Origin of the sequence: Variovorax soli (assembly GCF_031454625.1) — a bacterium.
Lineage (GTDB): Bacteria > Pseudomonadota > Gammaproteobacteria > Burkholderiales > Burkholderiaceae_C > Variovorax > Variovorax soli_A.
Window position 1 is genome coordinate 395,453 of sequence record NZ_JAVDRF010000003.1, and the last position, 22,946, is coordinate 418,398.

Consider the following 22,946-nt stretch of genomic DNA (forward strand, 5'->3'; position numbering starts at 1 on the left):
TCCTCATGCTTGGATGATCACCTTCAGTGCCTTGGTGTCGGCGGCCCGGGCGAAGGTGTCGTAGGCTTGCAGAATCTCACCGAGCTTGAAGTGGTGCGTGATCAACTGCTTGGCGTCGATGCGTTGGGACCGCACGGTCTTGAGCAGCATCGGTATCGAGAAAGTGTCGACCAGCCCGGTCCTGATCGTCACGTTGTGCGACCACAGCCGCTCCAGGTGCAGATCGACCTTGGTGCCGTGCACGCCGACATTGGCGATGGTGCCGCCCGGCGCCACGATGGCCTCGCACAGCGCGAAGGTGGCGGGGATGCCGACCGCTTCGATGGCGGTGTCCACGCCGCGCCCGTCGGTGAGCTTCATCACCTGTTGCGCCGCGTTGCCATTGGCACTGTTCACGGTGGCGGTTGCGCCGAAGCGCTTGCCGACGGCGAGCCGGTTGTCGTCCAGGTCGATCATGATGATCTCGGCCGGCGAATAGAACTGGGCGGTGAGCAACGCGGCAAGCCCGATGGGCCCTGAACCCACGATGGCGACGCTGGAGCCCGGCTCGATCTTGCCGTTCAGCACGCCGCACTCGAAGCCGGTCGGCAGTATGTCGCTCAGCATGACCAGCGCCTCTTCGTCCGCACCTGGTGGAATCGGGTACAGGCTGGTCTCGGCATAGGGAATCCGCACGAACTCGGCCTGGGTGCCGTCGATGCGGTTGCCCAGGATCCAGCCACCGGTCGTGCAGTGCGAGTACATGCGCTTGCGGCACAGGTCGCAGCGGCCGCAGGCGGTGATGCAGGAGATCAACACCCTGTCCCCCGGCTTGAAAGTGGCGACGCCCGAACCCACGGCATCGACGATGCCCACGCCTTCGTGGCCCAGCACGGTTCCGGGCCGGCAGGTCGCGACGTCGCCCTTAAGGATGTGCAGGTCCGTCCCGCAGATCGTTGTCTTGGTGATCCTGATGACCGCGTCCGTCGGCTCCTGGACGGCTGGCTTGGGGCGGTCTTCCAGGTTCTTTTTTCCTGGGCCGTTGTATACGAGTGCTTGCATGATGGTCTTTCTAGGTAGGTCGCGCAGCGCTGCACGGCCCCGCATTGATCGCACCTGCGATGGCCGCGAGGATGCCGCCCAGCGGGCGGTTGGCTGACGGGGGTCCGGTGCCTGCCGACGAGGCTGTGCAGCAAGGTCGAGTCCCGGGTCGAGGGAGCAGTCATGGGAAGCCTGCTTCAAAGCCGGCCGTCATCGCGCCGCCGTTGCCCCTTCGACCAGCCCCGCCAGCAGCTTCAGCTGCTCCTTCTGGATCTTCAGCAACTCCACCCACTGCGTCTCCCGCAGCATGTCGATCTTTTCGTGCAGCAGCATGATCTCCAATTCAGCCTTGAGGTTCACCTCGTAGTCGTGTTCGGCGGTGATGCGATCCTTTTCGGACTGGCGGTTCTGCGACATCAGGATGATGGGAGCCTGGATGGCCGCAAGCATGGAAAGAAAGAGATTCAGCAGGATGTAGGGATAGGGGTCGAAGGTCTCGCCGCGGCTCAGAAGGAGGAAGGCGTTGAGTCCCACCCAGACAAGCATGGTGGCCGCGAAGAGGCCGACGAAGACCCAGGACCCGCCGAAGGACGCCACCGCATCCGCAGCACGCTGGCCGAAGGACGGCTTGACATCGAAGTCCTTCGCGATGTTTCGCGCAATGTGCTTGCGCGCCGCAACGTGCCGGGCGACTTTCTTGGCGCGCTCGTCCAGGGCCTCGTAGGGCTGACCCAGAAGCTTCGATGCGATTTCATCGGGCTTGTGCATGGGAAGTCCTTGAATGCGTTATAGCCAGTTCGAGAGCCCTTCGTCTGTGCGACAGCGCACATGCGAGCCGGCAAACCTTTTTATCGCGCGCGGGCATGCAATGACTTGCGCTGCATCAAGCCAGACGCCGATCGCGTCCAGCCTCAGGCTTCAGCAAACTGGCGCTCTCCCTGGGCGGTGCCGAGAAGAAGAAGTTGCGCCGGACGCAGCGTGCGCTGGAGGATGCGTTGATGGCAACCAGTGCTCGGCACCGGTGCGCCGCGCGTCGAATGGGTCGATGGACGTTCGTTCGAATGGCAGAACTGATCAGTTGCCCCGTGTCTCCGCCGCTTTCACAGCGGCCCAGCCCTCACGGCTTCTTGCGCGCAGCGACGGCCTGCTCAGCCTTCGTCACCAGTTCGTTGCCGATCTGCGGCTTCCACTTCGCATAGACAGGCCGCGTTGCCTTGACGAAGGCCTCGCGCTCTTCCGGCGTGAGCTGGGTCACCGTCACCCCCATCGCCGCGATGTCCTTGAGCACGGGCTTGTCGGGTTCGACCAGCCCCTTGCGCGCGAGGTCGATTTCCTGCTTGCCGGCGTCGATCGCGGCCTGGCGCACGATTGCCTGGTCGGCCGGCGTCCACGAGGCCCAGATGTCCTTGTTGACGACGAACACCAGCGGATCGGCCATGTAGCCCCAGGTCGTCACGTACTTCTGCCCCACGGTGTGCATCTTCAGCACGGTAAAGAGGAACAGCGGGTTCTCCTGGCCGTCGACGGCGCCGCTGGCCAGCGCCGGTTGCGCGTCCGCCCAGCTCATCTGCGTCGGGTTCGCGCCCAGCGTGCTGAACATGTCGGAGAAGATGGGCGAACCCACCACGCGGATCTTCATGCCCTTGAGGTCGTCGGGCGACCTGATCGGGCGCTTGGAGTTGGTGATCTCGCGGTAGCCGTTCTCACCCCACGCCAGCGGCACCACGCCGGCCTTGTCCAGCGTGCTGAAGATCTCCTTGCCCACCTCGCCCTGCGTCAGCGCATCGACGGCCGCGTAGTCCGGCATCAGGAAGGGCAGCGAGAACAGGTTGAGCTGCTTGACCTGCGGCGACCAGTTGATGGTCGAGCCCACCGCCATGTCGATCACCCCCTGGCGCAGCGCGCTGAACTCGCGCGTCTGGTCGCCCTGGATCAGCGAGACGCCCGGGTACAGCTTGATGTTGATGCGGCCCTGCGTGCGCTCCTTCACCAGGTCCGCCCAGATCTTGCCGGCCTGACCCCAGGGCGTGGGCGGACCCAGCACCAGCGACATCTTGTACTCGGCCTTGTAGCCTTGCGCCGGCGCGGAGACCGAAAAGCTGCCCAGCGTGGCAGCGACGGCCAGCAGGCCGAGCAGGGTACGACGGAACTTCATCTGTGTGTCTCCTTCAAGTGAACAAAAAATCGGGGACGTTCGGGAGGTCTGCTTTCATCCGCGCGTCCTAGTACCCCAGTGCATGCGGCAGCCACAGCGCCAGCTGCGGCCAGGCGATCACCGCCACCATCACGAGGAACATCGCGAAGAGCATCCAGCCCACCCAGCGCACGGTCTCTTCCATGCGCACGCCGGCGATGCGGCAGGACACCATGAGGTTCACCGCCAGCGGCGGCGTGAACTGGCCCAGCGCCACCTTCAGCGTGAGGATCACGCCGAACCACACCGGGTCCCACTTGTAGTGCTGCACGATGGGCCACAGCAGCGGCACGAAGATCAGGAAGATCGACACGCCGTCGAGGAACATCCCCACCGTGATGAGCAGCAGGATCAGCAGCGACAGCACGCCGTACTCGCCCAGCCCCGAGTTCACGATCGCGGTCGCCACCGGATCGATCACGCCCAGCGTGGAAAGCGAGTACGCGAAGATGCCCGCGAGCGAGACCACCAGCAGGATCACCGCCGACAGTTCGCCCGACTCGCGCAGGATCGCGAACAGGTCCTTGACCTTGATCGTGCGGTGCACCGCCATGCCGATGAAGAGCCCGTAGAACACCGCGACCACGGCGGCTTCGGTGGGCGTGAACCAGCCGGCGCGCATGCCGCCGAGGATCAGCACCGGCGCGGCGAGTCCCCAGGTCGCTTCGCGCAAGCTCTTCCAGAAGGGCGGACGCGGCAGCGTCGCCTCCAGCGCGCCCATCTGGTGGCGGCGCGCCATCCACACGGCCGGCACGATCAGCGCGAGGCCGGCCAGCACGCCCGGCACCATGCCGGCGGCGAACAGCGCCGGCACCGAGGCGCCGGGCACCAGCACCGAGTAGACGATGAAGGCCACCGAGGGCGGGATCAGGATGTCGGTGGCGGCCGCAGCGCCGACCACGCTGGCCGAGTAGGCGGCGGGATAGCCGGCGCGCGACATCGCGCCGATCATCACCGCGCCCACCGCCGCGGCATTGGCCGGCCCCGAGCCCGAGATGCCGCCGAGGAACATGGCCACCACGATCGCCACCAGCGGCAGCATGCCGGGCCCGCGCCCGACGATCGCCACGGCGAAGTTGACCAGGCGCAGGGCCACGCCCGAGCGGTCGAAGATCGAGCCGACCAGCACGAACATCGGGATCGCCAGCAGCGGGTACTTGCCCAGGCCGGCATAGAAGTTCTGCGGCACGGCCAGCAGGCCGAACCACTGCGCGTCGGCATTGGCCAGGCCGATGGCGACCGCGCCCGCGAGGCCGAGCGCCGCGCCGATCGGCACGCCGACCAGCATCATCAGGATGAAGGCGACGAAGAGCAGCGTCGGGATCATGCGCCCGCGTCCTCGGCGCGACGCTCGCGGCTGCGCCGGATGAACAGGCCCACCGCGCGCAGCCCGATCGCGCCGCAGACGACCGGCAGCCAGATCGAATACCACCACTGCGGCACGCCGATGCCGGGCGAGGTCTCCTCGAAGCGGTAGTCGTCCCACACCACGCGCACGCTCAGCGCGGCAATGAGGAAGAAGAGCGCGGCCACCATCAGCGCCCCGAACTGCGCGAGGCGCTTGCGCCGGCCCATCGAGCCGCCCTCGGCGAAGTACTCGATGCGGATGTGGCGGTCGCGCGCCACGGCGGCCGAGCCCGCGACCATCGCCAGGAGGATCATCAGGAACACCGAGAACTCCTCGGTCCAGGCGAAGGAAGAGTCGGTGAAGTAGCGCACCAGCACATTGGCGAAGGTGATGCAGGCCAACAGGCCCATGATGATCACCGTGGCCCAGTCCTCGATGGCCAAGGGCACGCGCGTGGGCTCGTCGGCGGCTTCGATCTCGGGGGGCAGGGGGCTGGCGGCGTCCAGCGTGGGGCCGGACTCGGGCGGAGAAGGCATCAGGGGGAACGGAAAACGACGGCCAGGATTGGGCCAGGTCGGATCGTAACGAGCTACAACGGCTCGCCCCATCGGGGCTTTCCTTACTGCACGAGCACCTGCACCTTGAGCGGCAAGCGCCCGAGCGCGTCCTGCAGCCGGGCCCGCAGCGCCTGCACGGCCGGCCCCGTCGCGGCGGCATCGATGGTCACCGTGAGCGCCTTCTCGCCCTCGGTCTGAACCCGCGGGCGCGCGGCGCCGGGCAGGTCGAGGTCGGCCCAGGCCTCTTCCACCAGCGCCTCGGCCACGTGGCGCGCGGCCAGCGCGCGCAGGTCGGGCTTGAAGATCTTGCCGACATTGGTCATCGGCATGTGCTCGATCACCACCACCGACCTCGGCTTGGCCGGCGCCTCGTCCACGCGCGCCGCGGTGAAAGCCAGGAGCTCGGCCTCGCTCGCGGTCGCGCCCGGCACCAGCGTGGCGAAGGCCACCGGCAGCTCGCCCGCATAGGCATCGGGCGCGCCGACGGCGGCGCACAGCTGCACCGCGGGATGCGCGCCCAGCGCGTCCTCGATGGTTTTGGGGTCGATGTTGTGGCCGCTGCGGATGATCAGGTCCTTGGAGCGGCCGCTGAGGTTGAGGCGCTCTTGCGCATCGATCCAGCCCAGGTCGCCGGTGGCCAGCCAGCCGTCGGCGGTGAAGGCCTTGGCCGTGTCCGCCGGATCGACGAAGCCGGAGAACAGGTTGGGCGACTTGAACAGCACCATGCCCTGCTCGCCGCGCGGCAGTTCCCGATCGCCGGCATTGCCGTGGGCGTCCAGCGCCACGATGCGGATCTGCGACCAGGGCAGGCGCAGGCCCACGCAGCCCGGCGGCCCGATCACGCCCGGCGGCGTGATGGTGGAGATGCCGGCCATCTCGGTCATGCCCAGGCTCTCGTGCACGTGCAGGCCGAACAGGCGTTCGAAACGCGCCGCGAGCTCGGGCGGCAGCACGGCAGCGCCGGTACGGCAGTAGCGGATGGAAGAGATGTCGGCGCCGTCCAGCGGCACATTGGCCAGCGCCGCGAGCACCGTGGGCACCGCCGACAGCGAGGTCGGGCGGTGCTTCTCCACCAGCTTCCAGTAGTTCGCCATCACCTGCCTGTTGCGCAGCAAAGTGGTGGTGGGAATGATCACCTCCACGCCGGCCGACAGCGAGGCCAGCGAGGCCGGCAGCACGCCGGCCACGTGGAACAGCGGGTAGCCGTTGATCGTGATGTCCTGCGGCCCCTGGCCGGTCATTTGGATGCTGGCGAAGGCGGTGAAGACCTGGGCGCCATGGCTGTGGCGCGCCAGCTTGGGCGCGCCGGTGGTACCGCCGGTGTGGAAGTAGGCGGCGATGTCCTCCGGTGCGATGTCGCGGCCGCTCGCAAGGTGGTCGTCGGGCTCGGCCGCGCGCAGCGCCGCGAAGTCGGCGACGCCGGCGGGGAGCTCGCCGGCGCTGCCGGGGCGCTCGTCGTGCGGCGCCACGCGCAGCACGGTGGTGAGGGTCGGCACCTGGCTGCGCAGCCGCATCGCCTTGGACCACATGCCCCCGTCATCGTCCGCGCCCCAGGCGATCAGCACCTTGGCGCGGCCCGCCGTCATCAGCGAGGCCAGCTTCTCGTCGGTGAGCAGCGGATTGAGCGGCTGCGCGATGCCGGCCGCGGCGCCGCCCCACAGGGCCAGGTGGTACTCGAGGCAGCCGGGCAGCAGGATGGCCACCGCGTCCTCGGGGCCGACGCCGAGCCGGTGCAAGGCGTTCGCGGTCTGGTGGATGCCGGCGAACAGCCGCGCGTACGACCAGCGGATCGGCTCGTCCGCCGGGTCGCCGCTGCGCAGGAAGGTCAGCGCGGTCTTGTCGTCGAAGGCCGCGGCGGCGTTGCGGAAGATCTCGTAGGTGCTGCGCACCGTCAGCGCCTCGGCCAGCGGCGTCTGCTCGAGCCGGCGCACGTCCTCGATGCTGCGGATGGGAAAGGACGCGCTGAAGGGCGCGGCCGCGCCGCGTGTCTCGCTCATGCTCATGGACAGTCTCCTCGTTCTGGCGTGGGCCGATGCGCGCCGCGAGCGCGCGGGCCCGCCTCGACCCATTGTCACAAGCTCAGTGCGCCGTGGCGAGCGCCTGCCGCCCGAGCGCGGCGAAGCGCTGCAGATGGTGATCCTCGTCGCCCAGCTGGTGGTCGATCATCACCAGCCGCTTCGCATAGTGGGCCAGCGGCAGCTCCCAGGTCATGCCGATGCCGCCGTGCATCTGGATGCTTTCCTCGGCCACCCGCGTGCCGATGCGCCCGATGCTGGCCTTGGCGGCCGACAGCGCGCGTTCGCGCGCCACGCGGTCCTCGCCGTCGATGGCCGCGGCGGCATTGATCACGGCCGAACGCGCCTGCTCCACGTCGAGCAGCAGGTCAGCCATGCGGTGCTGCAGCGCCTGGAAGCTGCCGATCAGCTGGCCGAACTGCTTGCGCGTGCGCAGGTAGTCGAGCGTCGCCGTCTTGGCCGCCTCCATCGCGCCCAGGCTTTCGGCGCACAGGGCGAGCACGCCACGGCCGATCGCGCGCTCCAGCGCCGGGTAGCCCTGGCCTTCGCTGCCCAGCAGCGCGCCGCCTTCCAGCTTCAGGCCGTCGAAAGCGACTTCGGCCACCCGGCCGCCGTCGATGGCGGGGGCGCCGCGCACGTACAGCCCCTGGGTCTTTGCCGGCACCAGGAAGAGCGAGATGCCGGCCTCGTCGTCGTCCGCGCCGCCGGTGCGGGCCGACACCACGAACAGGTCCGCCCGCTCGCCCTGCGGCACCACGGCCTTGGCGCCGTTCAGCAGCCAGCCGTCGCCGCTGCGCTCGGCGCGGGTCTGCACATGCGCGAGCGCGTAGTGCGCGCCGGGCTCGTCGTGCGCCAGCGCCGCGATGGTGCTGCCCGCGATGATGCCGGCGAGCTGCTCCTTGTGCGCCTCGCTGCCCGCGGCGGCGATTGCCTCGCCGGCCATCACGGCACCCAGCACCGGCTCCACCACCAGGCCGCGGCCCAGTGCCTCGAAGACGACCGCGACATCGAAGCCGCCGCCGCCGAAGCCGCCATCCTTTTCGCGGAAGAGTGCGCCGATCACGCCCAGCTCGGCGAACTGCTCCCAGATCCTGGTGCTGAAACCCTGCTCCGACCTGGCGATCTTGTCGCGCGCCTCGAAGGCGTACTGCTCGGCGATGAAGCGGTCGAGGCTGTCGGCGAGCATGCGCCGGTCTTCGGTGTGTTCGAAATTCATGATGCTGCGCTCACAGTCCGAGGATCATCTTGGAGATGATGTTCTTCTGAATCTCATTGGAGCCGCCGAAGATCGACAGCTTGCGGTTGTTGAAGTACTTGGCCGCCGCCGGCGCTGCTTCGGCCGGGCCGATCGACACGCCGCTGAAGCCGTCCTCCAGCGCGGCTTCGACAAAGGGCCGCGCATACGGTCCCATCGCGCGCCGGATCAGCGACGAGATCTCCTGCCGGATCTCGGTGCCGCGGATCTTGAGCATCGAGCTCTCCGCGCCCGGCACGCCGCCGCCGGCCACCGCTGCGATCACGCGCAGGTTGGTGGTCTTCATGTTCTCCAGGTCGATCTCCACCCGCGCCATGCGCGCCGCGAAGGCCGGGTCTTCCGACAGCGGCCGGCCGTTCTTCGTCTGCTTCGCCGCGATCGCCTTGAGCTGCGCCATCGCCGCCACCGAGAAGCCCACGCCCGCGATGTTGGTGCGTTCGTAGGTCAGCAGGTACTTGGCGCAGGTCCAGCCCTTGTCCTCCTCGCCCACCAGGTTCTCGGCCGGCACGCGCACGTCGGAGAAGAAGACTTCGTTGACCTCGTGGTCGCCGTCCAGCGTGATGATCGGCCGGACCACGACGCCCGGCGAGTTCATGTCGATCAGCAGGAAGCTGATGCCCTCCTGCTTCTTCGCCTCGCGGTTGGTACGCACCAGGCAGAAGATCATGTTGGCGTGCTGCCCCAGCGTGGTCCAGGTCTTCTGGCCGTTGACGATGTAGTGCGGGCCCTGCGCATCCACGCCGCGCACGGCCGAGGTCTTGACCGAGGCCAGGTCCGAGCCGGCGCCGGGCTCCGAGTAACCCTGGCACCACCAGTCCGAGCCGTCGAGGATGCGCGGCAGCCAGTGCCGCTTCTGCGCCTCGCTGCCGTACTTGATCAGCACCGGCCCCAGCATGTTGACGCCGAAGGGCACGATGCGCGGCGCATGCGCGAGCGCGCATTCGTTCTCGAAGATGAACTTCTCGACCGCCGTCCAGCCCGGGCCGCCGTACTGCTCGGGCCAGTGGTTCGCGAGCCAGCCGCGCGCGTTGAGGATGGCGTGCCATTCCTCCATGTCCTTCTTGGCCAGGTGCTTGCCGTTGGCCACCTTGTCGGACAGGCGCCGGGGCAGCTTCTCCGCGAGGAACCGGCGCACCTCGTCTCGGAAGGCTTGTTCTTCGGGGGTGAAGTTCAGGTCCACGTCCGTCTCCTCAGAAGATTTCGAACAGGCCCGCGGCGCCCATGCCGCCGGCGATGCACATCGTGACGACGGCGTACTTCGCGCCGCGCCGCTTGCCCTCGATCAGCACGTGGCCGGCCAGCCGCGCGCCCGTCATGCCGAAGGGGTGGCCGATCGAAATCGCGCCGCCGTCGACATTGAGCCGCTCGGCCGGAATGCCGAGCTTTTCCTGGCAGTAGATGGACTGCGAGGCAAAGGCCTCGTTGAGTTCCCAGAGGTCGATATCGTCGACCTTCAATCCGTGGCGCGCCAGCAGTTTCGGCACCGCGAACACCGGGCCGATGCCCATTTCGTCGGGCTCGCAGCCGGCCAGCGCGAGGCCACGGAAGGCGCCCAGCGGTGCGATGTTGGCGCGCTCCGCGTCCCGCGCCTCCATCAGCACGCAGGCCGAGGCGCCGTCGGAGAGCTGCGAGGCATTGCCCGCGGTGACGAACTTGCCGGCACCCATCACCGGCTCCAGTTTGGCCAGCGCCTCGTAGGTGGTGCCGCGGCGGTTGCAGGTGTCGACGTCGATCGTCACCTCCTTGTGGCTGACCTGCCTGGTTTCCTTGTCGGTCACGGCCATGGTGGTGGTGCAGGCCACGATCTCTTGCTTGTAGCGGCCTTCGAGCTGCGCCTCCTCGGTCTTGCGCTGGCTCTCGGCCGAGAAGCGGTCCTGCGCCTCGCGGCCGATGCCGTAGCGCCTGGCCACGATGTCGGCGGTCTCGATCATCGCCATGTAGAGCGCGGGCTTGTGTTCGACGATCCACGGGTCCATGCCGCTTTCATTGTTGTCTTTGCCGCTGTCGCCTGCGCTGCGGGTCCGGATCTGCGAGATGCTCTCCACGCCGCCCGCGATCATGACCGGCGCGCCCTCGACCACGATGCGGCCTGCCGCCATCGCGATGGCCTGGAGCCCCGAGGCGCAGAAGCGGTTGACCGTGGTGCCGGCGATGGTGATGGGCAGGCCGGCCCGCACGACGGCCTGGCGCGCCACGTTGCGCCCGGTGGTGCCTTCGGGGTAGCCGCAGCCGAGGATCGCGTCCTCGATCTGCGCCGGGTCCAGGCCCGAGCGCTCCACGGCGGCGCGCACCGCGAAGGCGGCCAGCGTCGGGCCGGGCGTGATGTTGAACTCGCCGCGGTGCGCCTTGGTCAGCGGCGTGCGGGCGGTGGAAACGATGACGGCTTCGCGCATGACGGATGTCTCCTTATTCGGATTGATCGAGGCTCGAGAAATCGGCGCCGCGCTCCACCAGCGCCACCAGCAACGGCGAGGGCTGCCAGAACAGCGGGTCTTCCTTGGCGAACTCGCGGATGTCGGCCAGCACCTTGGGCAGGCCCACGGTGTCGGCGTACTTCATCGGGCCGCCGCGGTGCCGCGGAAAGCCGTAGCCGTAGAGGAAGGTCACGTCCACGTCCAGCGGGCGCAGCGCGATGCGCTGGTGCACGACGTTGGCGCCCTCGTTGATCATCGCGGCCATGTAGCGGCGCATGATCTCCTCGTCGGTGAAGCTGCGCGGCGTGATCCCGGCGCGCCGGCGCTCGGCGTCGATGATGGCTTCGACCTCCGGATCGGGCGTGCCGGTGCGGGCACCTTCCGGGTACAGGTAATAGCCGCGTCCGGTCTTCTGGCCGAACCAGCCGCGCTCGCAGATGCGGTCGGCGATCTGCACGTAGCGCGCCTTCGGGTCGCGCGTCGCGGCCTTGCGCTTGCGCGTGGCCCAGCCGATGTCCCCGCCGGCCAGGTCGGACACCTGGAACGGGCCCATCGGGTAGCCGAAGTCGCGCACCGCCTTGTCGATCTGGTAGGGCGAGGCGCCGTCCTCCATCATGTGGTCGGCCGCCTGTCGGTACACCGCGAGGATGCGGTTGCCGATGAAGCCGTCGCACACGCCGGCGCGCACCGGCGTCTTCTTGAGCTTCTTCGCCAGCTCGAAGCCGGTGGCGACCACGTCGGCGCTGACCTTCGCCGGCACCACGATCTCCAGCAGCTTCATGATGTTGGCCGGCGAGAAGAAGTGCAGGCCCAGCACGTCGCCCGGGCGCGAGGTGCCGGCCGCGATCTCGTCGATGTCGAGGTAGGAGGTATTGGTGGCCAGCACCGCACCGGCCTTGCACACGCGGTCGAGCTCGGCGAAGACGGCCTTCTTGACCGCCATGTCCTCGAACACGGCCTCCACCACGAGGTCGACCTTCGCGAGCGCGTCGTAGGCGGTCGAGCCCGAGAAGCGCGCCATCACCGCCGCCTTGGCCTCGGCCGTCATGCGGCCCTTGCCGATCAGTCCGTCATAGACCTTCTCGACGTGGGCGCGGCCGCGCGCGAGGCTGGGTTCGTCGCGCTCGATCATGGTCACCGGCAGGCCGGCATCGAGCATCGCGACGGCGATGCCCGCGCCCATGGTGCCGCCGCCGACGATGCCGCAGGACTCGATGGGGCGCGGCTTCGCCGCCTTGGTCTCGGGTGCCTTCAGCACTTCGCGCTCGGCGAAGAAGGCGTGGATCAGGCCGGCGCGCTGCGGGCTGTCGACGCATTGCAGGAAGAGCTTGCGCTCCAGGGCCATGCCCTGGTCGAAAGGCTGCGAGAGCGCGGCCTCCGTGGCTTCGATGATCTTCATCGGCGAGAACAGGCCGCGGCTCTTCTTCGCAGTATCGGCACGGGCGGCTTCGAGCGCGGCGCGCTGTGCATCCTTGTCGGCCAGCGCCTGGCTCGCGTCACGCGTGCGCCGCACCGGCGCCTTGGCCACGGCCAGCGCCTGCGCATAGGCCAGCCCTTCGGCCAGCGCATCGGCGCCTTCGCCGAGCCGGTCGACCAGCCCGATGGCCAGCGCCTCCTTCGCGCCGGCATGGCGGCCGCTCAGCATCAGGTCCAGCGCGGCCTTTACGCCGATGAGGCGCGGCGCGCGCTGGGTGCCGCCGGCGCCGGGCATCAGGCCCAGCTGCACCTCGGGCAGGCCGAGCTTGGCGGAAGGCAAGGCCAGGCGGTAGTGCGCCGACAGCGCGATCTCCAGCCCGCCGCCCAGGGCGGCGCCGTGGATGGCGGCGACCACCGGCTTGCTGCAGTTCTCGATGCGGCCGCAGACCTCGGGCAGCGAGGGCTGCTGCGGCGGCTTGCCGAATTCGCGAATGTCCGCACCGGCAATGAAGTTGCGGCCGGCACCCACCAGCAGCACCGCGGCTGCGGCGCCATCGGCCTCGGCCGCCTCGATGGCGGCCACCAAGCCGCGGCGCACGTCCACGCCGAGCGCGTTGACCGGCGGGTTGTCGATGGTCACGACCAGCACATCGGCCTGGCGCTGGAAGGTGACGGGTTGCGGCGAAGGGGTGGTAGCCATGCTGGGGTGTCTCCGTGGGAGCGAACTGCGTCGGTTCGCGTGGGCTGGGGGGTGAACCCAGCATTCTTGGACAGCCACCGCGCTTTGACAATTGCATTGGCCGTTGACAGACTGTCAAAGAATTTTTGACACAATTCCGGCTTCACCATGGACCTGCAATCCCTGACCCTGCTGGTCGAAATCCTCGATGCCGGCAACCTCAGCGAGGCCGCGCGCCGCCTGAAGATGAGCCGCGCCAACGTGAGCTATCACCTGAACCAGCTGGAGCGCTCGGTCGGCGCCCAGCTCGTGCGCCGCACCACGCGCCGTGCCGAGGCCACCGAGATCGGCCAGCGGCTCTACCAGCACGGGCTGGCGATCCAGAACGAGCTGCAGGCCGCGCGCGAGTCGGCTTCGGCCCTGGGCGAGGGGCTGGTGGGGCGGGTGCGGCTCAGCGTGCCCAGCGGCTACGGGCAGCTGGTGATGTCGGACTGGCTGATCGATTTCAAGCGCCTCTACCCCGGCATCGTGCTGGACGTGCTGTTCGAGAACCGCATCGAGGACCTGCTGCGCGACGAAGTCGACATCGCCGTCCGCGTGATCCCCGAGCCGCCGCAGAACCTGGTGGCGCGCGCGCTGGGGCCGGTGCGCTACGTGGCCTGCGCCTCGCGCGCCTACGCGCAGGAGCACGCGCTGCCCACGCAGCTCGACCAGCTGAGCGGGGCGCCGGTCGTCACCGCCGCGGTGATCGGCAAGCAACTTCGCATCTCGGCCTACCAGGGCGAGGAGCGGCGCGAGGTGGTGCTGGAGCCCACGCTGATCTCCGAGAACTTCCTCTTCCTGCGCCAGGCCATCCTGGCCGGCCTGGGCATCGGCCTGGTGCCCGACTACGTGGTGCAGGAGGACGTGCGCCGCGGCGAGGTGCTCACCACGCTGGACGACTGGCGCCTGAGCATCTTCGGCACGCAGATGTTCATGCTCTACATGCCCAACCGGCAGCACACGCGGGCGAGCCGGACCTTCATCGAGTTCATCCTGGAGCGGGCGCGGGGCGCCGGGGCAGGAGGGTCTTCCTGATTTTCTCGCGTGACATTGCAGTCGATCAGGCCATTGCAGCGCGGACTACGAATGGTGAGATGGCTCAATGCGGTATCGGATCAAGCAGTTGCCGGAGCTTGAGCAGCAAGCAACTTCTGGCGGATGTGCCGAGGAGCAGGATGCCAAGTCCTGCCGCGATCTCAAGCCGCTTCAGCGTGCAGCCGCATTCCCAGTGCCCGGGCGACCTTGAGGAAGGTGGCAAAACTTCTGGACATGCGGCTTGCTCCTAAAGATGCTTGGCAAGCGCAATGGCCGCCTCGATGTCACGTTGCTGCGTCGTTGCGGGCGCCGCATCGCAAGTACGGGACCGGCCTTTCCGAGCACGCAGCGACAATTGTTCAGACCCGCTGCCTTCTCAGACCCAATGGGACAATCCGCCCCATGACCAACCCCGCCCAGACCCTCACCCTCACCCGCCCCGACGACTGGCACCTGCATGTGCGCGACGGCGCTGCGCTGCAAGCGGTGGTGCCGCATTCGGCGCGCCAGTTCGGCCGCGCGCTGATCATGCCCAACCTGCGGCCGCCGGTGACCACCGCCGAGCAGGCCAAGGCCTACCGCGACCGCATCCGCGCCGCCGTGCCCGAGGGCCTGGACTTCGAGCCGGTCATGTCGCTGTACCTGACCGACAAGCTGCCGCCCGAGGAGGTCGAGCGCGCGGCTGCGGCCGGGATCTGTGCGCTCAAGCTGTACCCCGCCGGCGCCACCACCAACAGCGATGCCGGCGTCACCGACATCCGCAAGACCTATCCGACGCTGGAGGCGATGCAGAAGCATGGCCTGCTGCTGCTGGTGCACGGCGAGGTGACCGACCCCGCGGTCGACCTGTTCGATCGCGAGGCCGTCTTCATCGAGCGCGTGATGATCCCGCTGCGCCGCGATTTCCCCGAGCTCAAGATCGTGTTCGAGCACCTGACCACGAAGGAAGGTGCCCACTACGTGCGCGACGCCGACCGCTTCACCGCCGCGACCATCACCGCGCACCACCTGCTCTACAACCGCAACGCGATCTTCACCGGCGGCATCCGGCCGCACTACTACTGCCTGCCCGTGCTCAAGCGCGAGACGCATCGCGTCGCCCTGGTCGAGGCGGCCACCAGCGGCAGCCCGCGCTTCTTCCTCGGCACCGACAGCGCGCCGCATCCGGCGCACCTCAAGGAGCATGCGCTGGGCTGCGCCGGCTGCTACACCGCGCTGACAGCGCTGGAGCTGTATGCGGAGGCCTTCGACAACGCCGGCGCGCTCGATTCGCTCGAAGGCTTCGCCAGCTTCCACGGCGCCGACTTCTATGGCCTGCCGCGCAACACCGACACCGTGACGCTGAAGCGCGAAAGCTGGACCGTCCCCGAGACCCTGCCCTACGGCGAAGCGACGCTCAAGCCGCTGCGCGGCGGCGAGCCGATGGCGTGGAGGCTGGCATGAGCACCGCGGCGCGGCGCGTCATGCTGCTGATCGATGCCGACAACGTCTCGAGCGACGTCATCGAGCAGGCCGTGCAGCGCACGCTCGCCGACCAGGGCGCCATCCATGTGCGCCGCGCCTACTGCAATGCCGAGACCGCGCTCAAGCAGCAGACGCTCTTCAAGCGGCTCTCGGTGCGCCCGATGGTCAACCTGTCCGCCGGCAAGAACAGCACCGACATCGCGCTCGCGGTCGACGCGATGGACCTGGTCGTGGCCGAGCGCCCCGATCTGGTGGTGCTGGTGTCGTCCGACTCCGACTTCGCGCCGCTGGTGATCCGCCTGCGCGAGAAGGGCTGCCGCGTCTGCGGGATCGGCCAGCAGGGCAAGACGGGCGAGGAGACGGTGGCGGTGTACGACAGCTTCATCGACCTGCAGCACCAGTCGACCGCCCGGCCCGCTGCTGCCAAGCGGGCCGCACGCGCGCCGCGGCGCACGAAGGCGCTGGCGCCCGCGCCGGCACCGGTGACGCTGCCGGAGGACGTGCTGCACATCCTCGATGCGCTGCCCGAGCTCGCCGGCGGCGGCAAGGTCGAGCTCAACCATGCAGCCGAACGCCTGCGCGGCGCCAAGCTGCTGGGCAAGAGCGCGAGCTCGCCCAAGCTGTTCAAGAAATTCCCCGCGCTGTTCCTGCTGACGCCGGAGAAGACACCGAACAAGGTGCAGTACGTCGGCCCCGCCGCGGCGTGAACCCGACCCTGGGCTTCGATCCCATCCGCCCCTGGCTCGCGCCCTACGCGCCGCGGGCCGCGGCGATGGCGGCATCGCTGGCGCGAGGCGCTGGCGTGGCGGCCGTGCTCTCGGGCCAGGGCGCGGACATCGCGTTGCCGACCGGGCCCTTGCGCTTCGCGCCGCCCGATGCAGCGCCGCCCGGCGAAGCCTACGAGGCCTTCATCTTCCGCACCGCGCAGGTCCCCACGCGCGACAACCTGCACGACTTCTTCAATGGCCTGGCCTGGCTGCATTTCCCGCATGCGAAGCGCCGGCTCAATGCATTGCAGGCGGCCGAGATCGCGCGCGCCGGCATCGGCGCCACGCGCGGGCCCCTGCGCGATGCGCTGACCCTCTTCGATGAAAACGGAGCGGTGCTCGATGCGCCGCAGGCGTTGTGGGCGGCGCTGCTCGCGCGCGACTGGCAGCGCCTCTTCGTGCGCGCACGGGCGCTGTGGCGCGAGGCCCGCCTGCTCGTCTTCGGCCATGCGCTGCTCGAAAAGCTCGTCGCGCCGCGCAAGTCGCTCACGGCGCACGTGCTGTGGGCGCCGGGCGCGCTCCGGTCGATCGCCATCGAGGATGCGGCGATCGCGGCCGCTCTGGAACCCGCGCACCTCGCCGGCAAGCCCTTCGCGCCGCTGCCCGTGCTCGGCGTGCCCGGCTGGTGGCCGGCCAATGAAGCGCCGGACTTCTATGACGATGCGACGGTTTTCAGGCCACCTCGCTCCCCACGGCACTGAGCATGGGCCGCTTGGCGAACAAAGGCTTTATCCCGAGTGAGCGTAGTGGCGTGTCCCGGGCCTGCGAACTTTTGCTCCTATGATCGATCCGAAGCCGGGCGTTGCGCGGAGAGCAGACCCACGACCACGAAGCGTCCGCGCCGCGCTTGAAACGTCATTGCCGGGCCTCATTTGCTCGCCAGGGCGAGCGCTTCGCCCGAACCCCACGGAGAAATCAGTTTGAAACGCATCCTTCTGTTCGTCCTGACCAACGTGCTGGTGGTCGCGGTGCTGGGCGTCGTCGCCAGCCTGCTCGGCGTCAACCGCTACCTCACGGCCAACGGTCTCAACCTGTCGGCCCTGCTGGGCTTCGCGCTGGTGATGGGCTTCGGCGGCGCGATCATCTCGCTGCTCATCAGCAAGCCCATGGCCAAGTGGACGGCCGGCGTGCGCATCATCAACGAGCCGCAGTCGCCCGACGAAGCCTGGATCGTGCAGACGGTGCGCAAGTTCGCCGACAAGGCCGGCGTCGGCATGCCCGAGGTGGGCATCTTCGAGGGCGAGCCCAATGCCTTCGCCACGGGCGCCTTCAAGAACTCGTCGCTGGTGGCCGTGTCCACCGGCCTGCTCGCCAACATGACGCGCGAAGAGGTCGAGGCCGTGATCGGCCACGAGATCGCCCACGTGGCCAACGGCGACATGGTGACCCTGACCCTGATCCAGGGCGTGATGAACACCTTCGTCGTGTTCCTTTCGCGGGTGATCGGCTATGCCGTCGACAGCTTCCTGCGCCGCGGCGACGACCGCTCCTCCGGCCCCGGCATCGGCTACATGATCACGACGGTGGTGCTCGACATCGTGCTGGGCTTCGCAGCGGCGATCGTCGTGGCCTGGTTCTCGCGCCAGCGCGAGTTCCGCGCCGATGCCGGCTCGGCCCAGCTGATGGGCCGCAAGCAGCCGATGGTGAATGCGCTGGCGCGCCTGGGCGGCCTGCCCCCCGGCGAGTTGCCCAAGGCGGTGGAAGCCATGGGCATCACGGGCAGCATCGGCAAGCTGTTCGCGACCCACCCGCCGATCGAGGAGCGGATCGCGGCACTGCAGAACGCACAGGCCTGATCGCTCGACCTGATCCGCACAAAAGCCGCCGTCGTCAGGCGGCTTTTTTCATCGGCGCGGCGAGTTCTCGCGCCACCGCCTCCGCAACCTTGATGCCGTCCACGCCGGCCGACAGGATGCCGCCCGCATAGCTCGCGCCTTCGCCCGCCGGGTAGAGGCCGCGCACGTTGAGGCTCTGGAGATCGTCGCCGCGCGCGATCTTTATCGGCGAGGAGGTGCGGGTCTCGACGCCGGTCAGCACCGCGTCGTCCAGGTCGAAGCCCTTGATCTTTCGGCCGAAGGCCGGGAAGGCCTCGCGCATGGCCTCGACGGCGTAGGCGGGCAGGGCCGCATGCAGGTCGCCCGGCGTCACGCCCGGCTTGTACGAGGGCACCACGCTGCCGAATGCCGTCGATGCCTTGCCGGAAACGAAGTCGCCGACCCGCTGGCCCGGCGCCCGGTAGTCGCTGCCGCCGAGCACGAAAGCATTGGACTCCAGCGCGCGCTGCAGCGCGATGCCTGCGAGCGGCGAGCCGGTGCGGCCGTTCTCCCAGCCCGGGTAGTCGCGCGGATCGATGCCCACCACGATGCCCGCATTCGCGTTGCGTTCGTTGCGCGAGTACTGGCTCATGCCGTTGGTGACGACGCGCCCGGGCTCGCTGGTGGCGGCGACCACCGTGCCGCCCGGGCACATGCAGAAGCTGTACACCGAGCGCCCATTGCTCGCGTGGTGCACCAGCTTGTAGTCGGCCGCACCCAGCAGCGGATGGCCGGCATGCCGGCCCCAGCGCGCGCGGTCGATCAGGCCCTGCGGATGCTCCACGCGCAAGCCGATGGAGAAAGGCTTGGCCTCGATGTGCACGCCGCGGGCATGCAGCATCTCGAAGCTGTCGCGCGCGCTGTGGCCGAGCGCCATCACGACGTGGTCGGCGCGCAGTTCATGGCTTTGCCCGGTGCGCTGATCGAGCACGGTGAGGCCGCGCAGGTGGCCGTTCTCGATGCGCACGTCGGTCACGCGCTGCTCGAAGCGCACCTCGCCGCCGAGCGCGACGATCTGCTCGCGGATGTTCTCCACCACCTTCACCAGCTTGAAGGTGCCGATGTGCGGGTGGGCGACGTAGAGGATCTCGGGTGGCGCGCCGGCCTTGACGAACTCCTCCATCACCTTGCGGCCGAGGAAGCGCGGGTCCTTGATCTGGCTGTAGAGCTTGCCGTCCGAGAAGGTGCCGGCGCCGCCTTCGCCGAACTGAACGTTCGACTCGGGGTCGAGCACGCTCTTGCGCCACAGCCCCCAGGTGTCCCTGGTGCGCTGGCGCACGGTCTTGCCGCGCTCCAGCACGATCGGCCTGAAGCCCATTTGCGCCAGCATCAGCGCGCAGAAGATGCCGCAGGGGCCGAAGCCGACGACCACCGGCCTCGGCGCGTTTTCGTTCGCGCGCGCCGGCAGGCGGTAAGCCATGTCGGGTGCGGCCTGCACATGCGGGTGGCCGGCCTGCTTCGCCAGCACGGCGGCCTCGGCTTGCGCATCGGCCAGCGCCACGTCGACGATGTAGACCGTGAGCAGCTCGGCTTTGCGGGCATCGAAGCTGCGCTTGTAGACGATGTGCGAAGCGATGTCGGCGGGCGCGATGCCCAGGGTGGACGCGATCAGCGCGGGCAGCGCATCGGTCGCATGGGCGAGGGGAAGCTTGAGTTCGGAGACACGGATCATGGCGGACGGCCCGTGGTGATCGGGCAGGTGGCGCTGGAAGAGGGTTGCGATTGTAAATTCCGCGGCACTGGCGCCGAGCCATGCCCTTGTCCATCGCTGGCCGCGCGGCAGGTGCGCTTGCCGACCCAACAGCGACGGACGCGCCCATGATGGATGCCGTCCTACACGTCCCGAAGGCTGGACGAAACACGATGGCGTCTCCGCAACCCACGTCAAAGCAAGTCATGAAAACCCAGCGCTTCGTCTTGTCTCTTGCCATTGCTGTCTGTGGCTTCGCGTCCTTCGTGCCCACGCTTGCGTCCGCTGCCTCTTACCGGCACGGTCACAAGGTCTGTCATTACGACCGCCATCATCATCATCGGGTCTGCCACTGGGTCCGCTGAGCCTGCTCGCGAATCGGCGAGATAATCACGCCCGTGAAGCGCGCTGGATCGCCGCTGGTGCAAGTCCCGAAAGGGCGCACTGGAGGAAAGTCCGGACTGCACAGGACGGCGCAGGAGCTAACGGCTCTCCACCGCGAGGTGAGGATCAGAGCAACAGAGACGAGTCGGCCGGGGCGACCCGGCCGGGTGAAACGGGCAATCTCTGCGCGCAGCAACACCAAGTAGGCCAGCCGGGAGTGGCGCGGTTCGCCGCGACGCTCCACCTTGTGGCTCCGCAAGGAGAGCTGGCGGGTAGGTGGCACCGAGCCGTTCGGCGACGAACGGCCCAGAGTAATGGCGGTCACGTTGGGGGAAACTCCAACGCACAGAATCCGGCTTACAGGCGCGCTTCACACTTTTTCAGTGCGCTTCTTCTCCCCCTCGAAGTTCAGAAGCGCTCGTGCGGCAGCAGGTAGCGCCATTGCCCCGGCAGCAGGCCCGACAGCGCGACGCGGCCGATGCGCAGGCGCCGCATGCCCAGCAGTTGCAGCCCGGCGGCCTGGCATTGCCGCGCGATCTGGCCCGGCTGCAGGCCCTTGACGGCGAATCGAAGGCCGGTGTGCCCTTCGGCCTGTTGGCTGATGCTGACGCGCGCGGGCGACCGGTCCAGCTGCCCCAGCGCCTCCGGTCCCACGGGGCCGGCCACGTCGGCGATGAGCTCGTGCTCCAGCAGCGCCGCGTCCTCCAGCAGCCGGCGCTCGATGCGCCACTCCTGCGTGAAGACGACCAGGCCGCTGGCCTCGGTCTCCAGCGGCGTCATGCAGCGCTGCGCCGCCACGTGGCGCGGCAGGAAGCGCAGTCCCGCGCGCTCCGGCGCGTGATGGTTCGCGGGCACCAGCAGGCGATGCGCCTGCTCGATCGAAGTGCCGGCCGGCTTGTGCAGCAGCAGCGTGACCGGTACCACGGGCTCGGGCCGGGCGCCCGTCTCGATCTCGACGTGCTGGTGCGGCTGCACGCGCGACTGCGGCAGCAGCGCCGGCTGCCCGTCGACGCGCACTGCGCCGTTCTCGATCAGCAGCTCGGCCTCGCGCCGCGAACAGCCGACCTGCGCGGCGACGCGCTTGGCCAGGCGAATGCCTTCCCCTGCCTCGTTCATAGCGGGGCGCGCTGGCGAATGCGCTCCACGTGCGCCGCCAGCGAGCGGGCAGCCACCGGCCACAGGCGCTGCGGCACGTCGTCATAGGCGAGCGGCAGCCAGTCCTCGAGGCTGCCCTGCGGCAGGCGCTGCATCGCCGCGGCGATGCGGGCCTCGCGCTTCAGGCGGTGCGCCTTGAGGCGGGCGATGGCCGCGCGCGCCTCGCCCAGCACATAGCCGTGCGCGGGCAGGATGAAGCGAATGCCGCCCTCGGCGCAGATGGCATCGAGCCGGTCGAGCGAGTCGAGGTAGGCGTCCATGTTGCCGTCGGGCGGATCGACGACGGTGGTGCTGCCGTTGAGCACATGGTCGCCGGAGAAGAGCAGGGCGTCTTCCTCCAGCACCAGGCACAGGTGGTTGGCCGCGTGGCCGGGCGTGTGCACCGCGCGCAGCGTGTGCGTCGTGCCCTGGCCATCCTGCAGCAGCAGGCGCTCGCCGTCGTGCAGCACACGCTCGGGCGCGAAGTGCGAGGCGGGACGAGCGGTCGGGGCCGAGGGCAGGCCGAGGATGGGTGGCTTCGAGCCTGCTGCGCACAGCGCCTGCAGCGGCGCCGCGCCCGGGGAATGATCGGGATGCGAATGGGTGCAGACGATCAGGCGGATGTCGCCGCCGGTGGCCCGGTGCAGCCGCTCCAGGTGCGCGGCATCGTTCGGCCCGGGGTCGATCACGATGTAGCCCGTGGCCGCATCGCCCACGATGTAGCTGTTGGTGCCGGGGCCGGTCATGGCGCCGGGGTTGGGGGCCGTCAGTCGCCGCAGGTTCTTCAGCAGCGCGACCGGCGCCTCGGTCTGCCAGCCGAGCTCGTGCACGATCTGGCCATCGGGGCAGGCCAGGGCCAGCTCGCCGAAAGGGGACTCGTGCTCCATGTAGCGCGCTTCCTTGCCCCGCAGCAGGCCGGCGCGCGGGCAGCTGGTCCACAGCGGGCCCTCGCCGCCGGGGCGGTTGGCACAGGCATCGAGCACCGCGTCGACGGTCGCGTAGGAGGCCAGCCGCTCCAGCGTGCGCAGCGTGGGGAAGATCATGAAGAAGCTGCCGGCCTGGTGCCGCGCCAGCGCGTCGGCCGGCCGCACCCAGCAAGGCTCGAACTGCTCCGCCTCATCGGCCACGGGCGTCTGTCCCGCGGGCATGCGCGCGACCAGGAAGGGGACGTCGAAGCGCTTGGGCAGGTCGCGGTCGGTGATCCAGTGGGCGAGGGTGTAGACCGCGTCCGTCGCCAGCAGCAGGCCGCGCGCCGCGCACTGCGCCGCCAGCGCGACGGCGGAGGTGGTGCTGCGGTCCATCGCCTCGACCACGCCGGGATCGACCGGGCGGCCGTCCGGATGCCGGGCGAGCAGCACGCCGAGCTCCTCGAAGCATTCGCGCACCGCGGCGACCGACTGGGTGAGCTGCAGATCGCCCTGGGCGGGCCGGCGGGTTGCCACGGCGTGGGCCGCGGCATCCGCGGCCTCGATGCGCCCGCCCGGAAACACATAGGCGCCGGGCGCGAAGCTGGCGCCGGCGGAGCGCCGGGTCATCAGCACCTCCAGGCCCTCGGGCGCATCGCGAAGGAGCAGCACGGTGGCGGCGGGCAGCACGGCGGCCGGCTCGCGAGGAGGATGGAGTTGTTGCGTGGGGCGGACCATGGGCCGTCATTATCGGGAGGCGGGCAGCGGGCCGCACGAAGGCACGCGGATGGCGGCATAAGCTTGGTTCGCATT

Annotated in this window: 19 protein-coding genes and 1 other RNA gene; 7 read left to right on the plus strand and 13 right to left on the minus strand. The window is 69.1% G+C overall.

Going from position 1 to position 22,946, the window contains the following annotated elements:
* Positions 1-3: 3 nt before the first annotated feature.
* The 10 genes from J2739_RS09030 to J2739_RS09075 all read right to left on the minus strand — a co-directional run bounded on the left by J2739_RS09030 (position 4) and on the right by J2739_RS09075 (position 12,919).
* Positions 4-1,041: a zinc-dependent alcohol dehydrogenase family protein gene (locus J2739_RS09030; protein ID WP_309900668.1), complete on the minus strand. Its 1,038-nt coding sequence runs from the start codon at positions 1,039-1,041 to the stop codon at positions 4-6.
* Positions 1,042-1,230: 189 nt separating this feature from the next.
* The gene (locus J2739_RS09035; RefSeq protein WP_309900670.1) at positions 1,231-1,788 is read right to left on the minus strand and encodes a DUF1003 domain-containing protein; all 558 of its coding nucleotides are present in this window, start codon (positions 1,786-1,788) and stop codon (positions 1,231-1,233) included.
* A 349-nt stretch (positions 1,789-2,137) separates the two neighbouring features.
* Positions 2,138-3,175, minus strand: coding sequence for a DctP family TRAP transporter solute-binding subunit (locus tag J2739_RS09040; RefSeq protein WP_309900672.1), 1,038 nt, complete (start codon positions 3,173-3,175; stop codon positions 2,138-2,140).
* A 67-nt stretch (positions 3,176-3,242) separates the two neighbouring features.
* On the minus strand, positions 3,243-4,541 hold the full coding sequence (locus J2739_RS09045; RefSeq protein WP_309900674.1) for a TRAP transporter large permease: 1,299 nt from the start codon (positions 4,539-4,541) through the stop codon (positions 3,243-3,245).
* Positions 4,538-5,098 carry a TRAP transporter small permease gene (locus J2739_RS09050; protein WP_309900676.1) on the minus strand — a complete coding sequence of 187 codons (561 nt, stop codon included), beginning with the start codon at positions 5,096-5,098 and terminating at the stop codon, positions 4,538-4,540. The genes J2739_RS09045 and J2739_RS09050 overlap by 4 nt, the downstream gene beginning before the upstream one ends.
* Positions 5,099-5,181: 83 nt before the next feature.
* The gene (locus J2739_RS09055) at positions 5,182-7,122 is read right to left on the minus strand and encodes an acyl-CoA synthetase (protein WP_309900678.1); all 1,941 of its coding nucleotides are present in this window, start codon (positions 7,120-7,122) and stop codon (positions 5,182-5,184) included.
* A gap of 76 nt (positions 7,123-7,198) precedes the next feature.
* Entirely contained in the window at positions 7,199-8,350 is a 1,152-nt protein-coding gene (locus J2739_RS09060) for an acyl-CoA dehydrogenase family protein (RefSeq protein ID WP_309900680.1), read from the minus strand.
* Between the two features lie 10 nt (positions 8,351-8,360).
* The gene (locus J2739_RS09065; protein WP_309900681.1) at positions 8,361-9,569 is read right to left on the minus strand and encodes an acyl-CoA dehydrogenase family protein; all 1,209 of its coding nucleotides are present in this window, start codon (positions 9,567-9,569) and stop codon (positions 8,361-8,363) included.
* A gap of 10 nt (positions 9,570-9,579) precedes the next feature.
* Positions 9,580-10,782, minus strand: coding sequence for an acetyl-CoA C-acyltransferase (locus J2739_RS09070; protein WP_309900684.1), 1,203 nt, complete (start codon positions 10,780-10,782; stop codon positions 9,580-9,582).
* Positions 10,783-10,795: 13 nt separating this feature from the next.
* A complete protein-coding gene (locus J2739_RS09075) occupies positions 10,796-12,919 on the minus strand; it encodes a 3-hydroxyacyl-CoA dehydrogenase NAD-binding domain-containing protein (protein WP_309900685.1) in 2,124 nt (707 codons plus the stop codon).
* 147 nt (positions 12,920-13,066) lie between these two features.
* On the opposite strand from J2739_RS09075, the gene J2739_RS09080 reads away from it, so the two are divergent.
* From J2739_RS09080 to htpX, 5 genes are all read left to right on the plus strand, one after another.
* Complete coding sequence (locus tag J2739_RS09080; protein ID WP_309900687.1) at positions 13,067-13,975, plus strand: LysR family transcriptional regulator; 909 nt, start codon at positions 13,067-13,069, stop codon at positions 13,973-13,975.
* 402 nt (positions 13,976-14,377) lie between these two features.
* On the plus strand, positions 14,378-15,418 hold the full coding sequence (pyrC, locus tag J2739_RS09085; RefSeq protein ID WP_309900689.1) for a dihydroorotase: 1,041 nt from the start codon (positions 14,378-14,380) through the stop codon (positions 15,416-15,418).
* Complete coding sequence (locus J2739_RS09090; RefSeq protein ID WP_309900692.1) at positions 15,415-16,146, plus strand: NYN domain-containing protein; 732 nt, start codon at positions 15,415-15,417, stop codon at positions 16,144-16,146. The genes pyrC and J2739_RS09090 overlap by 4 nt, the downstream gene beginning before the upstream one ends.
* Positions 16,147-16,211: 65 nt before the next feature.
* The gene (locus J2739_RS09095; protein WP_405053861.1) at positions 16,212-16,907 is read left to right on the plus strand and encodes a DUF3025 domain-containing protein; all 696 of its coding nucleotides are present in this window, start codon (positions 16,212-16,214) and stop codon (positions 16,905-16,907) included.
* A 219-nt stretch (positions 16,908-17,126) separates the two neighbouring features.
* Positions 17,127-18,002, plus strand: coding sequence for a protease HtpX (gene htpX, locus J2739_RS09100; RefSeq protein WP_309900696.1), 876 nt, complete (start codon positions 17,127-17,129; stop codon positions 18,000-18,002).
* 34 nt (positions 18,003-18,036) lie between these two features.
* On the opposite strand, the gene J2739_RS09105 is transcribed toward htpX, so the two are convergent.
* A complete protein-coding gene (locus J2739_RS09105) occupies positions 18,037-19,692 on the minus strand; it encodes an NAD(P)/FAD-dependent oxidoreductase (RefSeq protein WP_309900698.1) in 1,656 nt (551 codons plus the stop codon).
* 224 nt (positions 19,693-19,916) lie between these two features.
* Between J2739_RS09105 and J2739_RS09110 the strand changes: the two genes are divergently transcribed.
* Together J2739_RS09110 and rnpB are read left to right on the plus strand one after the other, a co-directional pair.
* Positions 19,917-20,075 carry an HHHH-motif protein gene (locus J2739_RS09110; protein ID WP_309900700.1) on the plus strand — a complete coding sequence of 53 codons (159 nt, stop codon included), beginning with the start codon at positions 19,917-19,919 and terminating at the stop codon, positions 20,073-20,075.
* Between the two features lie 35 nt (positions 20,076-20,110).
* Positions 20,111-20,470: RNase P RNA component class A (rnpB, locus tag J2739_RS09115), an RNA gene on the plus strand.
* A gap of 32 nt (positions 20,471-20,502) precedes the next feature.
* On the opposite strand, the gene J2739_RS09120 is transcribed toward rnpB, so the two are convergent.
* Entirely contained in the window at positions 20,503-21,210 is a 708-nt protein-coding gene (locus J2739_RS09120) for an RNA pseudouridine synthase (protein WP_309900702.1), read from the minus strand.
* Positions 21,207-22,871 (minus strand): MBL fold metallo-hydrolase, encoded by a 1,665-nt coding sequence (locus J2739_RS09125; protein ID WP_309900704.1) that lies wholly within the window; start codon positions 22,869-22,871, stop codon positions 21,207-21,209. Before J2739_RS09125 ends, J2739_RS09120 begins: the two co-directional genes overlap by 4 nt.
* Positions 22,872-22,946: the final 75 nt, after the last annotated feature.

Bases quoted from the DNA above. Each gene is read 5' to 3' on its own strand.
- J2739_RS09075 (WP_309900685.1), bottom strand. From the start codon at position 12,919: ATGGCTACCACCCCTTCGCCGCAACCCGTCACCTTCCAGCGCCAGGCC.
- J2739_RS09055 (WP_309900678.1), bottom strand. From the start codon at position 7,122: ATGAGCATGAGCGAGACACGCGGCGCGGCCGCGCCCTTCAGCGCGTCC.
- J2739_RS09120 (WP_309900702.1), bottom strand. From the start codon at position 21,210: ATGAACGAGGCAGGGGAAGGCATTCGCCTGGCCAAGCGCGTCGCCGCG.
- J2739_RS09105 (WP_309900698.1), bottom strand. From the start codon at position 19,692: ATGATCCGTGTCTCCGAACTCAAGCTTCCCCTCGCCCATGCGACCGAT.
- J2739_RS09045 (WP_309900674.1), bottom strand. From the start codon at position 4,541: ATGATCCCGACGCTGCTCTTCGTCGCCTTCATCCTGATGATGCTGGTC.
- J2739_RS09035 (WP_309900670.1), bottom strand. From the start codon at position 1,788: ATGCACAAGCCCGATGAAATCGCATCGAAGCTTCTGGGTCAGCCCTAC.
- J2739_RS09030 (WP_309900668.1), bottom strand. From the start codon at position 1,041: ATGCAAGCACTCGTATACAACGGCCCAGGAAAAAAGAACCTGGAAGAC.
- J2739_RS09050 (WP_309900676.1), bottom strand. From the start codon at position 5,098: ATGCCTTCTCCGCCCGAGTCCGGCCCCACGCTGGACGCCGCCAGCCCC.
- J2739_RS09110 (WP_309900700.1), top strand. From the start codon at position 19,917: ATGAAAACCCAGCGCTTCGTCTTGTCTCTTGCCATTGCTGTCTGTGGC.
- J2739_RS09125 (WP_309900704.1), bottom strand. From the start codon at position 22,871: ATGGTCCGCCCCACGCAACAACTCCATCCTCCTCGCGAGCCGGCCGCC.
- J2739_RS09095 (WP_405053861.1), top strand. From the start codon at position 16,212: ATGGCGGCATCGCTGGCGCGAGGCGCTGGCGTGGCGGCCGTGCTCTCG.
- J2739_RS09090 (WP_309900692.1), top strand. From the start codon at position 15,415: ATGAGCACCGCGGCGCGGCGCGTCATGCTGCTGATCGATGCCGACAAC.
- pyrC (WP_309900689.1), top strand. From the start codon at position 14,378: ATGACCAACCCCGCCCAGACCCTCACCCTCACCCGCCCCGACGACTGG.
- J2739_RS09070 (WP_309900684.1), bottom strand. From the start codon at position 10,782: ATGCGCGAAGCCGTCATCGTTTCCACCGCCCGCACGCCGCTGACCAAG.
- J2739_RS09080 (WP_309900687.1), top strand. From the start codon at position 13,067: ATGGACCTGCAATCCCTGACCCTGCTGGTCGAAATCCTCGATGCCGGC.
- J2739_RS09040 (WP_309900672.1), bottom strand. From the start codon at position 3,175: ATGAAGTTCCGTCGTACCCTGCTCGGCCTGCTGGCCGTCGCTGCCACG.
- J2739_RS09060 (WP_309900680.1), bottom strand. From the start codon at position 8,350: ATGAATTTCGAACACACCGAAGACCGGCGCATGCTCGCCGACAGCCTC.